General features: G+C 60.0%; 10 protein-coding genes. 7 read left to right on the forward strand and 3 right to left on the reverse strand.

Annotated features, from left to right (window positions below):
• Window positions 1-38: 38 nt before the first annotated feature.
• Window positions 39-554 (reverse strand): Hcp family type VI secretion system effector, encoded by a 516-nt coding sequence (locus AC3IUF_RS19670; protein WP_007949952.1) that lies wholly within the window; start codon window positions 552-554, stop codon window positions 39-41.
• A 477-nt stretch (window positions 555-1,031) separates the two neighbouring features.
• Between AC3IUF_RS19670 and AC3IUF_RS19675 the strand changes: the two genes are divergently transcribed.
• Both AC3IUF_RS19675 and AC3IUF_RS19680 read left to right on the forward strand, forming a co-directional pair.
• The gene (locus AC3IUF_RS19675; protein ID WP_489279046.1) at window positions 1,032-1,853 is read left to right on the forward strand and encodes an aldo/keto reductase; all 822 of its coding nucleotides are present in this window, start codon (window positions 1,032-1,034) and stop codon (window positions 1,851-1,853) included.
• Window positions 1,854-1,878: 25 nt separating this feature from the next.
• Window positions 1,879-2,349, forward strand: coding sequence for a DUF1810 domain-containing protein (locus AC3IUF_RS19680; protein WP_007918280.1), 471 nt, complete (start codon window positions 1,879-1,881; stop codon window positions 2,347-2,349).
• On the opposite strand, the gene AC3IUF_RS19685 is transcribed toward AC3IUF_RS19680, so the two are convergent.
• Window positions 2,314-4,674 (reverse strand): DNA polymerase II, encoded by a 2,361-nt coding sequence (locus tag AC3IUF_RS19685; RefSeq protein WP_489279048.1) that lies wholly within the window; start codon window positions 4,672-4,674, stop codon window positions 2,314-2,316. The two genes, AC3IUF_RS19680 and AC3IUF_RS19685, sit on opposite strands and share 36 nt — an antisense overlap.
• Window positions 4,675-4,872: 198 nt before the next feature.
• Between AC3IUF_RS19685 and AC3IUF_RS19690 the strand changes: the two genes are divergently transcribed.
• Window positions 4,873-5,313, forward strand: coding sequence for a CBS domain-containing protein (locus tag AC3IUF_RS19690; RefSeq protein ID WP_007918278.1), 441 nt, complete (start codon window positions 4,873-4,875; stop codon window positions 5,311-5,313).
• Between the two features lie 130 nt (window positions 5,314-5,443).
• Here AC3IUF_RS19690 and AC3IUF_RS19695 read toward each other — a convergent pair whose 3' ends face one another.
• The gene (locus AC3IUF_RS19695; protein ID WP_007949951.1) at window positions 5,444-6,067 is read right to left on the reverse strand and encodes a glutathione S-transferase; all 624 of its coding nucleotides are present in this window, start codon (window positions 6,065-6,067) and stop codon (window positions 5,444-5,446) included.
• Window positions 6,068-7,180: 1,113 nt separating this feature from the next.
• Here AC3IUF_RS19695 and AC3IUF_RS19700 point away from each other — a divergent pair.
• From AC3IUF_RS19700 to AC3IUF_RS19715, 4 genes are all read left to right on the forward strand, one after another.
• Window positions 7,181-8,005 carry an energy transducer TonB gene (locus AC3IUF_RS19700; RefSeq protein WP_489279050.1) on the forward strand — a complete coding sequence of 275 codons (825 nt, stop codon included), beginning with the start codon at window positions 7,181-7,183 and terminating at the stop codon, window positions 8,003-8,005.
• A gap of 67 nt (window positions 8,006-8,072) precedes the next feature.
• Complete coding sequence (locus AC3IUF_RS19705) at window positions 8,073-8,759, forward strand: MotA/TolQ/ExbB proton channel family protein (protein ID WP_371857975.1); 687 nt, start codon at window positions 8,073-8,075, stop codon at window positions 8,757-8,759.
• On the forward strand, window positions 8,759-9,160 hold the full coding sequence (locus AC3IUF_RS19710; protein ID WP_007918272.1) for an ExbD/TolR family protein: 402 nt from the start codon (window positions 8,759-8,761) through the stop codon (window positions 9,158-9,160). The genes AC3IUF_RS19705 and AC3IUF_RS19710 overlap by 1 nt, the downstream gene beginning before the upstream one ends.
• A 206-nt stretch (window positions 9,161-9,366) precedes the next feature.
• Window positions 9,367-12,078 carry a TonB-dependent receptor gene (locus tag AC3IUF_RS19715; RefSeq protein WP_007918271.1) on the forward strand — a complete coding sequence of 904 codons (2,712 nt, stop codon included), beginning with the start codon at window positions 9,367-9,369 and terminating at the stop codon, window positions 12,076-12,078.
• Window positions 12,079-12,160 lie beyond the last annotated feature (82 nt).

Genomic DNA, 12,160 nt, shown 5'->3' on the forward strand with positions numbered 1-12,160 from the left:
AGTCATGCCGATCGGGGCGGTACAACCATCAGCCGTAATTAAACGACTGGAGCACGCCAGTCATCGGAACCCGAAGTACCGGAGACTTCGTGGGTCCAGGTGATTTTGCGGTAGGTGAACTGCACTTCTTCCAGGTGGGTGAAGTGCGCGTTGCCTGGGTCCTGGCAGTTGTGCATTTTGTTGTTGATGGCGACGATGATCGCGTCTTCCAGTTTGGTGGTGTAGTAGTGCTCTTGGGTGCCTTGCGCCGAAGTACGGTACCACTGGATAACGATTTCGCTCATGCGCTCGCCGGAGGTCAGCGCCGCTTGCAGCAGAGGCGAAGCCTTGTCGTAGACCTTGGTGATGACCACTGGCTTGTGCACGCGCTGACCGGTTGGCTGACCGGATTGCGGGTCACGCGGGATGATCACGTCGTGGGTGAAAGCCTGCACCATAACCTGGTCTTCGTGGCCTTCCTGGTAGGTGTTGCCAACGGAGTCAGCGGTGAATGCGCCGGCAGTGATCAGGCCTTGTTTTTCGCCGGTAACCGACATGTACGCTGGTGTTGCCATGGGATGCTCTCCTTGCTTGAAAGACATACCTCTCAGGCACCATTGCCTGAAAGGATGGCCATGCGCCATCAAACTTCGTGCCAGCTTTTATGCAGCCCATACGGATCAATGCCTTGAGCTCATCGACTGATCTTTTCCTGTGATTAAGCCAATGAAAAACAAGGGAAAGTGCGCAACTTTTTGCGCAGTGGTGTGCAAGAAGTTGCGCACTTAGCTGGAGGCCACGAGCTACGCGGCCTGTAGAGACTTATCCGGGTCAAAACAGGCGAGGCACTGCGCAACTTCTTGCGCACTTGTACGTGGATGGATAAAGAAGAGCGCCAGATCAAAAGATCGCAGCCTTCGGCAGCTCCTACATGGGAAACCGCTACCCATAAGGAAAGCGCTGCCGAAGGCCGCGATCTCTTTGCTTATTGAACCCCTGAGCTATCCTGCTGCCCACTAAAAGGTATCGACACATTCAGCAAGGAGGTTTGCATGCGTACCCTCGAATTGGCCGGCGTCCAGGTTCCGGTGATTGGCCAAGGCACCTGGCGCATGGGTGAAGATCGCTCGGCGCACAAGCGTGAAGTGGCGGCGCTGCGCACGGGGATCGAGCTGGGCATGACCCTGATCGACACGGCGGAAATGTACGCCGAGGGCGGTGCCGAAAGCTTGGTTGGCGAGGCCATTGCCGGCCTGCGCGATCAGGTGTTTCTGGTGAGCAAGGTCTACCCGCACAACGCCAGCCGCAAGGGCATCCCGCAAGCTTGCGAGCGCAGTTTGCGCCGGCTCGACACCGACTACATCGACCTCTATCTGTTGCACTGGCGCGGCCAGTATCCGCTGGAGGAAACCGTCGAAGCCTTCGAACGCCTGCGCGAAGACGGCAAGATCGGCCGTTGGGGCGTGTCGAATTTCGATGTCGATGATCTCGAAGAACTCTCCAGTTCCGTCTGCGCGACCAATCAGGTGCTCTACAACCTCGAAGAGCGCGGCATCGAATTCGATTTGCTGCCGTGGTGCCAACATCAACGCATGCCGCTGATGGCTTACTGTCCGATTGGCCAGGGCGGTGCCCTGCTCGCCGAGCCGGTGTTGAAAGACATTGCCGCTCGTCACGGCGTAACCCCCGCACAGGTTTCGCTGGCGTGGATTCTGCGTCAGGATGGTGTGATTGCGATTCCCAAGGCTGTGCGACCGGAACACGTGCAACTCAATGCACACGCCGCGCAACTGCAACTGGAGGCCGGGGATCTGGCGGCGCTGGACCAGGTGTTTCAAGCGCCACAACGCAAGCAGCGGCTGGCCATGGTCTGAGCCAGCGGCTGGCGAGGGCTTCGCGATGAGAAGCACTGATCAGTACGACCCGTTCAACCTGCAACGCTTTGTCCAGGCCCAGGACCCGGTGTTCGAGCGCGTGCAACGCGAACTCGATGAGGGCCGCAAACGCAGCCACTGGATGTGGTTTGTCTTTCCGCAGTTCGCCGGCCTGGGCGGCAGTGAAATGTCCCGGCGCTACGCCATCGGTTCGGCCGAGGAAGCCCGGGCTTATCTGGCTCACGAACTGCTCGGCGCACGCCTGCGTACTTGCACGCAGCTAGTGCTAAAAGTGCAACAGCGCTCGATCGCGGAGATTTTCGGCCATCCCGATGACCTGAAATTTCATTCTTCGATGACGCTGTTCGCGCAGTTTTGCGCTGAAGACAGCGTGTTCAATCAGGCGCTGGAACGCTACTTCCACGGCATTCTCGATGAATGGACGCTGCAGTTGCTCGACTCAAAACAGGCCCAGTTGCCCCCCGATCAGGGTTGAGAAATCGTCGTCGACAAACGGCAGAATCGCATCCGCCACCGGTTGCAGCTGCCGGGTGATGTAGTGGTCGTAGTCGATAGCGGCGCGGCGCACTTCCAGCGGCTCGGGACCTGCCAGGGTGATGACGTAGCTGATCCAGCCGCCGTTCTGGTACTGCCGCGGGCGCCCGTGCTGGGCGTTGTAGTCGTCGGCCAGCCGCGCCGCACGCACGTGGGGCGGCACGTTGCGCTCGTAATCGTCGAGAGTGCGGCGCAGGCGCTTGCGGTAGACCAGGCGATCATCGAATTCACCGGCGAGGGTTTTGCGCACGTAGTCGCGCACGTAATCCTGATAGGGCTTGCGCTGGAAGATCCGCTCGTAGAGTTCCTGCTGGAATTGCCGGGCCAGCAGCGACCAGTCGGTGCGCACGGTTTCCAGGCCTTTGTAAACCATTTCATCGCTGCCATCAGCGCGGGTGACGAGGCCGGCATAACGTTTTTTGCTGCCCTCCTCCGCGCCGCGAATGGTCGGCATCAGAAAGCGTTTGTAGTGAATTTCGAATTGCAGTTCGAGCGCGCTTTCCAGGCCATATTCATCACGCACATGCGCGCGCCACCAGTCGTTGACGTGTTTGACCAGCGCATGACCGATGTTCGCCGCCTCCTCCTGCCCATGCGGACGACGCAGCCAGACGAAGGTCGAGTCGGTGTCGCCATAGATCACCGCGTGGCCCTGCTCTTCGATCAGCTTGCGCGTGCGCAGCATGATCTCGTGACCGCGCAGGGTGATCGATGAGGCCAGCCGCGTATCGAAGAAGCGGCAGCCGCTGGAGCCGAGCACGCCGTAGAATGCGTTCATGATGATTTTCAGCGCTTGCGACAACGGTGCGTTGTGCTCGCGCTTGGCGGTCTCACGACCTTCGGCCACCCGCGAAACGATCGACGGCAGACAATGCCGGGTACGCGAGAACCGCGCACCTCGGAAGCCCGGCACGGAGTCGCTATCGTCCGGGTGTTGCAAGCCTTCGATCAGGCCGACCGGGTCGATCAGAAAGGTGCGAATGATCGATGGATAAAGGCTCTTGTAATCGAGCACCAGCACCGACTCATACAGGCCCGGTTGCGAGTCCATGACAAACCCGCCGGGGCTGGCCTGCGGCGGATTGGTGCCGAGATTCGGCGCGACAAAACCCTGTCGGTGCATCAACGGCATATACAAATGCGTGAACGCTGCTACCGAGCCGCCGCTTCTGTCCGCCGGCAGTCCGGTGACACTGGCGCGCTCGAGCAGAAAGGTCAGCAACTCGGTCTTGGCGAAGATCCGCGTGACCAGTTCGCAGTCCTTGAGGTTGTACTTGGCCAGCGCCGGTTTGTCCTCGGCGAACATGCGGTTGATTTCGTCCATGCGCTGGTACGGGTTGTCGATCGACTTGCCTTCGCCGAGCAGAGTCTGGGCAACGTTTTCCAGACTGAACGACGGGAAGCTCCAGGTCGCTGAACGCAGGGACTCGATACCGTCGATAATCAGCCGCCCCGCTGCTGAGGCGAAGTAGTGATTGCGGCTGCCGTGTTCGCGCCATTGCATCTCTTCGCCGCCACGACCGATCTTCAGCGGCACGCCGAGTCGCCTAGCGTGTTCGTGAAGGATGCGCAGATCGAACTGCACGACGTTCCAGCCGATGATCGCGTCGGGGTCGTGACGGGCGAACCAGTCGTTGAGTTTCTTCAGAATGACCGTGCGCGAGTCGCAGTATTCAAGATCAAAGTCGACGATGCTGGCGTCGCCGTTCGGCGCACCGAGCATGTACACCTGACGTTCGCCGCACCCTTCGAGGGCAATCGAATACAACTCGCCGGTTTCGGTGGTTTCGATGTCGAGCGAGACAAGGCGCAGCTTCGGTCGGTAATCGGGGTCAGGTTTGAGCTGGGCGTTGAGCAATAAGCCGTCGGCATCGGGCGTGCCGCTGAACCGCACCGGTGCGGTGATGAAGCGCTCCATCAGATAGCGCTCCGGCGGGCGCACGTCGGCTTCGTAGACGTCGACCCCGTTGCGGTTGAGCGCGGTTTCCAGGCGCATCAACTGGCCGTGTTGCTGACAATACAGACCGAGCACCGGGCGATGTTCGAAATCCTGCAGGGCCAGCGGGCGCAGTTCGACGTTCTTTTCGTCGTGCAGCAGACGTTCGGCAGCCTCGCGCTGCTCGGCAGGAACAAAGGCCACCGACGGCTGATGCGGCAGGCGCACACGGCGCGGCCCGGCGTCAGTCGCCAGCCAGAACTCGACTTCGGTGCCGGCCGCTGTATCGCGCCAATGCCGGGTCAGGACGAAGCCCTGCGGTAAATCCACCACTGCAACCTCAGGAATTGAAACAGAGGGGCATTCTACGCGGCATTGCCTGGGATGACCCTGGCGATAAATCGCCATCAGCCACGGAAAAACCCGGTAAATGACGTTTTTTGCGTGTTATCTGCCGCTTTGCCACCTTGCCCTGCGCGCTTGCGTCTACGATGCTTGGATAACAACGACAACACCTGAGTAACCGCCATGAAGACCGTCGCCCAACTGCTCAAGCTCAAAGATCAGAAAAATCAGGAAGTGCACCAGATCAAACCTGATCACATGGTGCTCGAAGCGCTGATGAAGATGGCCGAGAAAAACGTCGGCGCCTTGCTGGTGGTCGAAGACGAAAAAGTGGTCGGCATCATCAGCGAACGCGACTACGCGCGCAAACTGGTACTGCATGGCCGCTCATCCGTGGGCACGCCGGTGCGCGACATCATGGTGGCGAACGTGATCACCGTCGACACCCACCAAACCGTCGACACTTGCCTGGGCATCATGTCGGACAAACGCCTGCGCCACTTGCCGGTGGTAGAGAACGGCAAGTTGATCGGCCTGCTGTCGATCGGTGACCTGGTCAAGGAAGCGATTGCCGAACAGGCGGAGTTGATCAAGCAGTTGGAGCAGTACATTCGCGGGGAATAAATCCCGAAGACACCACCGCCCCCTGTAGGAGTGAGCCTGCTCGCGATAGCGTTCTGTCTGCCACCTTATTTGTAGGTGACAGACCGCTATCGCGAGCAGGCTCACTCCTACATTTGAATCTGCGGTGTGGTCAGGACGGCCAATGCCGGGCAAACACCGGTGCCAGCACCGGATGCCGGTCAATTCGCTGCAACCACGCATAAAACCCCGGCCGCGTCTGGCGCAAATGCTCGCGGCTGCCCGCCCAGCGCGTCACCACCGCCGCCAGCACATCCAGCGCCCCCGGGGTTTCGTCATCCAGATACAGCTCGGCAGAAAACTGGTCGGCAAATACCTCCCAACTCCAGTGCAAACGCTCACGCGCGCCAGCCACCAGATTCTGCCGCGAGGCTTCGTCGGGCATCAGCAGCCAGCGCTCCGGATAATCGATGACGCCGATCGCTGCGTAGCAATTGCTGACGATGTAGACCAGACCGCGAATGGCCTGATCGCGATCATCCGCCTTGGCTGGCAGCAGGCCGGACTTGGGAAACGTCAGGCCCAGATGAATCAGGATCGCCGCACTCTCGGTGAGAGCGCTGCCGTCGGGCAGCTGCAAGGTCGGTATCTGCTTGAGTGGATTGAGCTGAGCCAACGCCTCGGCGGCTTCGGTGCTGGCTTCGATATCAATGAAACGGTAAGCGATCTGGCACAGCTCCAGCGCCGCTTCGATGGCGGCTGCGCCTGAATTTCTGTGCCCATAGAGCTGGTACATATCCAATCCCCCCGAAAAGACCATTGCCACAGGGTAGATGGCTGTAGCGTGGGTGTAGAAAAAATCTGCCTGTGTATCGGTTTTGGCACGGTTTTCCCATGCACTCGCGACTTGCGAATTCAAACCTCGCAAAACAGCGCTGGCGGTGCCCATCCCGCACCAAGAGCAATCATCGAACGCTATCCGCGTTCTTGTAAGGTGCGATACCGAACCAAAAGTTCGCGTATCCGAGCTGGCAACAAGGAGTTCACCGCGTGAATCTTCAAACGCTCTGCCGCATCACAGCCTCTTTGCATTTATCCGTTCGCCGCCGAGTTCATCCGAACAGTCCCGGCTGCCTTCTCACTTACTTTATTACCTGACACCTCGACAGCGCACTGCGTTCGGCAATGAGTTATTGGCCGACGGCAGCGTGCTATTTATTTTTTAAATAACACTCGAGCAGTTATTGCACAAACGCAGTGTGTATTGAATGACAGCAGGATTGTCGAACAATAACTTTCAGCACCATTGCAAGCGCACCAAAACTGCTCCACGGGTTTGAACTACTCAATACTTAAAACAGTGATTCTATCTAAACAACAACAAGGAACATGCCCCGTGAACCGCTAAAACATTGACCCGCACCAATTCAGTCCGCCGCGCACCAGCAAGTGCCCTGGCCGCAAGCCACGCAGCCGCTCTATCCCGCCAACCCGCGTGATATGGCGCACAGCCTGACTCGCCTGTGAAAAAGCTCCCTCAACCGGAGTAACGGCAATCTGCGCGCCATGGAAAAACCACGACAAGGGTAAAACTTATATAAATGCGACATGGGTAACACTCATGAAATACGCACTCTACATTTCAGCAACATGTGGCACAGCGGTTGCTATGTGTAACAAGCATGAGACACCGACAGTGCGCTCACGTAATAGAAGAACAACCAGGGAATGGCTAATGAACACTCGAAGTCGATGACGCCAAGCCAGTAAGTTTGCACAAGCCTTGTTAACCGGATAGTTCAACTATCGGCTTCTGCACACCTTGAAGAAAGTTACACCCACCCACTCGAATATCCCCTGGATGTTCGGACGGCACCTTATTGCCCTTCATCAACCCGAGGGAGCTTTAATGAACGATGCGGTAAAGCACAGAACCCTGCCGGGGCCGTTGCGGGAAGCGCCAATTCCGCCGCCACCGGGCAGGCCGGCGTTTAAAGCCAATACCTCGCAACCCGGTGGTCTGAATAAACAGCAGATGGTGTTGCTGGTCGCTGTGTCAGCGCTGATACATGGCTGCGCCTGGTGGTTTCTCCAGCAATCGAAAACACAGCCATTGCCAACGCCGCCGCAGATTCCGGAAATGACCGTCGAGCTGACCAGCCCGACGCCACCGGCACCGCCCACTCCGGAACCGCCGCCACCGCCGCCTCCTCCACCACCGCCGGAACCTGAACAACCGGTGGAAGACGAGGACGCGGTCAAGCCACCGCCGAAACCGGTGGAGAAGCCCAAGCCGATCGAAAAACCAAAACCGGTCGAGAAGCCGAAACCGGTGAAAAAGGTCGAGCCGCCGAAAGCTCCACCGGCCCCGGCACAACCGGCTGCACCCGCTGCCCCGGCCACCCCGAGCGCACCGCCGGCCCCTGCCGCCGCGCCGGGTCCGGTCAAGGAATCGGCAGCGATTTCCGGTCTCGCCAGCCTCGGCAACCCGCCGCCGGAATACCCGTCGCTGGCGCTGCGGCGCAACTGGGAAGGCAGCGTGGTGCTGCGCATTCAGGTGCTGGCCAATGGTCGCGCCGGCTCGGTGACGGTGACCAAATCCAGCGGCAAACCGCAACTGGATGACGCGGCTGTTGCCGCCGTGAAGAACTGGAAATTTATTCCGGCCAAACGCGGTGACACGCCGATCGACGGCTTCGCCACCCAGACCATCGATTTCAAATTGCCGCAATAACCGAACGCTCAATCAACGCACAACCGAATAACGCAAGCGAGGTATCACCATGAACGATTTGTCTTCGATGATTGTCCCCGGCGTGCTCTGGGGTCTGGTGCTGTTTTCCGTGGTCAGCTGGGCGATCCTGCTGGTCAAGTCGGCGCAGTACCTGCGGCAGAAAGCGCAGAACAAACAGTTCACCAAAGCCTTCTGGGGCGCGCCGGATCTGCTCACTGCCGCCGAACACGCCAGCCAGTATCCGGGCTCGCTGGCGCGCATTGCCAGCAGCGGTTTCGAAGCGCTGCTGGTGGAAGACTCGCCGCGCACCACGCAACAACTGGCACACACCATCAACCGCTCGGATCGCCTGGAACGCAACCTGCGCCAGCAGATCCAGAAGGAACGCCGCTCGCTGGAAAACGGCCAGGCGATCCTCGCCAGTATCGGCAGCACCGCGCCGTTCATTGGCCTGTTCGGCACCGTGTGGGGAATCATGGAAGCGCTGAAAAGTATCGGCGAAACCGGCTCGGCCAGCCTTGAAGCGGTGGCTGGGCCGATCGGTCACGCGCTGATCGCCACCGGCGTGGGTATCGCCGTCGCGGTGCCGGCGGTGCTGATTTACAACTTCTTCCTGCGCCGCTTGAAACTGGCTTCGGCAGACATGGATGACTTCGCCCACGACTTCGACGCCCTCGCCTCGCGCAGTGCGTTTTCCATCAGCCGTCAGGCCATCGCCAGTAAAACCACAGCCGCCGTGCGGGAGGCCAGCTGATGTCGTTCTCCACTCAAGACAGCGATGAAGTACTCAGCGAAATGAACGTCACGCCGTTGGTCGACGTGATGCTGGTGCTGCTGGTGGTGTTCATCGTCACCGCGCCGCTGATGACCAACGCGATCAAAGTGAATCTGCCGAAAACCGACGCCGTCGCCCCCGCCGAAAAGAAAGACCCGGTGGTGGTCAGCGTCGATCAGGACGGCAAGTTCTATCTGGCGAAAACCGAGTTGGCCCCGGAATCGCTGGAAGCCAGCCTCAAGGAGGTCAAGGCCAAGGACGCCGAAGTACGCGTGCAGTTGCAGGCCGATTCCGCCGTCAATTACGGCCAGGTCGCCAAAGCCATGGCGTCGATCGAACGTTCGGGCATCACCAAGATTTCGGTGATGACCACCCACTGAGTGCGGTGGCGGCCGGGTCTTGAGAGACGCGCCCGCCACCGCCCGCTGAATCCTGTCGCAATCAGCCGACCGAAAAACGCCACGCGTCTTCGGAGGGGATCGGCTTGCTTGAAGAAAGTGGTTTTCCGCACGCGGTATCACCGATAGCGGAGCAATGAGGGGCTCACAAGGCCAATTCGATAACGTCTAAAAAGTCGGAAATAACCATGCTGATGAACACTCCACGCTTCACGCTCAAACCCTTGGTGGCAACGATTTCTCGCCACCGTTTTGTTCCGTTGTATCTGGTGGCCATGGGGATGGGCGCTGGGACTGTGCAAGCGGCCGAGGACGACAACGCTGCCGTCCCGGCAGCTGCGGCGGTGGTTGCGCCGACCACGCAACTGCAACGGGTCGAAGTGACGGGCTCGGCGATTCGCCGGGTCGATGCGGAAACGGCGGTGCCGATCACCATTCTCAAGGCCGATGAACTGCGCAAACAGGGCGTGACCACCACCGCCGAACTGGTGCAGCGCATCACCGGCAGCCAGTCGATCAACAACAGCGCAGGCTCAGTCGGCGCAGCCACTGGCGGCGCCTCGTTCGCCGACATGCGCGGCATCGGCGCGAACAAGACGCTGGTGCTGCTCAACGGTCGACGCTTGGCCAACAACGCCTTGTCGGGAACCAACTCGGCCGGCGGCGCGGTGGATCTGAACATGATCCCGTTTGCCGCCATCGAACGCGTGGAAGTGTTGCGTGACGGCGCGTCGGCGCTGTACGGCACTGACGCCATCGGCGGTGTGATCAACTTCATCACCAAGAAATCCCTGACCGACGGCCAGTTGACCCTCGGCGGCGAAACCCCGACCCACAGCGGCGGCGGCCAAACCAAAGACATGAGCGCCAGTTGGGGCTACGGCGACCTGGAAGAGGACCGCTTCAACGTCCTCGGCGTGTTCAACTACAACAAGCAGCAGAACCTCGACGCCAACGATCGCTCTTTTGCCACTGACTATGCCCCCGGTCGCGGTCTCGATCAGACTTCCGGCACCGCATTTCCCGGTAACTACAGCCAGAACGGCAACGCCACCAACCCGTTGGCCAACAGCAATTGCAACGGCCCCAACCTGATCGCCCGCGACGGCTTGTGCCGCTTCAGCACCCGCGAATACATCGATCTGGTGCCGCAGACCGAAAAAACCTCGTTCTTCGGCAAGACCACCGGCAAGCTCGGCGACGATCACAACGTCAATCTCGAATACTTCTGGTCGCGCAACAACAACGCCACGGCGATCGGCCCTGCGCCACTGACCGGCCTGAGCCTCGATTCTTCGTCGCCCTACTATCCAGGCAACGGCATCACCCCGGCGCCAACCGATTTCGCCCTCGACCCGACCCAACCGGTGGACGTCAACTGGCGTGAAACCGCTGCCGGCCCGCGGGAATCGAAAGACCAGAACACCAGCCAGCGCTTCCTGCTCAGTTTCGATGGTCTGGTCGCCGGCTGGGATTACAACGTCGGCGCCTCGTACAACCAGAACAAAATCGTCTCCAGCGTCACCAGCGGTTTTGTCAGCGATCAGGCGATGATCAATGGTCTGGCCAGCGGTCTGCTCAACCCGTTCGGCCCGCAATCCGCTGCCGGTCAGCAGTACATCGACGATGCGGCGTACCACGGCGCCTATTCCACTGCTGTGGGCCGTGTAGCCGGTTTCGATGGTCGTATCAGTCGTGAAATCGGCGACTGGTTCGGCGCCGGCCCGTCCGGTCTGGCGCTGGGCGGCGAGTACCGCAAGGAGAAATTCCATCAGGACTTCGAGTCGTTCGCCGGCGACATTCAGAGCCTCGGTATCGACCCGGCCGGCAGCGTCGAAGGCGACCGCAGCGTCAAAGCCGCCTACGCGGAAATCAACGTGCCGGTGCTCGACAGCCTCGAACTGTCCGCCGCCGTGCGTCACGACAAATACAGCGACTTCGGCAGCACCACCAACCCGAAATACTCGTTCCGTTATCAGCCGTTGAAAGAGCTGGTGGTGCGTGGCGCCTATAGCGAAGGTTTCCGTGCGCCGTCGCTGTACGAGCTGTATTCGCCGCGCAGCATCACCTTCACCCAGGGCTACTACAACGACCCGGTGCTGTGTACCGGCGGCGTGGTGCAACCGGGCGGCAACGGCGGCCGCGATTGCGGTCAGCAGTTCCTCAACCAGATTGGCGGCAACGAAGATCTGGCCCCGGAGAAGGCACGTAACGTGACCCTCGGCTTCGTCTATCAGCCGATCAACAACCTCTCGGTAGGTCTGGATTTCTGGTGGATTCACATTTCCAACCAGATCCAGCCGTTCCCGGAATCCACCGTGTTTGATCAGGCCGGTTCCTACCCGGATCGCTTCGTGCGCAACGCCGACGGCACGCTCAATTACATCGTTACCGGCAACGCCAACCTCGGCATCGTCGAAACCAACGGTGTCGACGTCTCGCTGGACTACCGCTTCCCGAACACGCCATACGGTCAGTTCGGTCTGGGCCTGCAAGGCACTTACGTAGACGAGTACGACTTCCAGAGCACCATCAAAGGCCCGTTCACCGACAAGGTCGGCGACTTCCAGGGTGACGGCGTGATCGCGCGCTGGAAACACAACCTCACCGGTAGCTGGACCTTCGGCGCGGCGCGCGCAGCACTGACCAACCGCTTCACCACGGGTTACAACGACTACGACCGCGACACCCACGCGCGCGTGGCGTCGTATTCGGTGTGGGACCTGTCGGCCGGCTACACCTTCAACAAGGTGCTGGATGTCGATGCCGGAATGAAGAACGTGTTCGACCGCAACCCGCCGTTCTCCAACCAGGCTTACAACTTCCAGAGCGGCTATGACCCGCGCTACACCGATCCGCTGGGCCGCACCTTGTTTGCGCGCATGACGTACCACTTCTAAAGAACGAGCACCGCAAAACCCTGTGGGAGCTGGCTTGCCAGCGATGGCGTCGTATCAGTCGACATTTACTTCACTGACTATC

The organism is Pseudomonas sp. KH_040 (genome assembly GCF_057839305.1).

Excerpts from the sequence above, each read along its gene's own strand:
- AC3IUF_RS19670 (WP_007949952.1), bottom strand. The coding sequence starts at position 554 with ATGGCAACACCAGCGTACATGTCGGTTACCGGCGAAAAACAAGGCCTG.
- AC3IUF_RS19680 (WP_007918280.1), top strand. The coding sequence starts at position 1,879 with ATGAGAAGCACTGATCAGTACGACCCGTTCAACCTGCAACGCTTTGTC.
- AC3IUF_RS19690 (WP_007918278.1), top strand. The coding sequence starts at position 4,873 with ATGAAGACCGTCGCCCAACTGCTCAAGCTCAAAGATCAGAAAAATCAG.
- AC3IUF_RS19700 (WP_489279050.1), top strand. The coding sequence starts at position 7,181 with ATGAACGATGCGGTAAAGCACAGAACCCTGCCGGGGCCGTTGCGGGAA.
- AC3IUF_RS19715 (WP_007918271.1), top strand. The coding sequence starts at position 9,367 with ATGCTGATGAACACTCCACGCTTCACGCTCAAACCCTTGGTGGCAACG.
- AC3IUF_RS19705 (WP_371857975.1), top strand. The coding sequence starts at position 8,073 with ATGATTGTCCCCGGCGTGCTCTGGGGTCTGGTGCTGTTTTCCGTGGTC.
- AC3IUF_RS19675 (WP_489279046.1), top strand. The coding sequence starts at position 1,032 with ATGCGTACCCTCGAATTGGCCGGCGTCCAGGTTCCGGTGATTGGCCAA.
- AC3IUF_RS19710 (WP_007918272.1), top strand. The coding sequence starts at position 8,759 with ATGTCGTTCTCCACTCAAGACAGCGATGAAGTACTCAGCGAAATGAAC.
- AC3IUF_RS19695 (WP_007949951.1), bottom strand. The coding sequence starts at position 6,067 with ATGTACCAGCTCTATGGGCACAGAAATTCAGGCGCAGCCGCCATCGAA.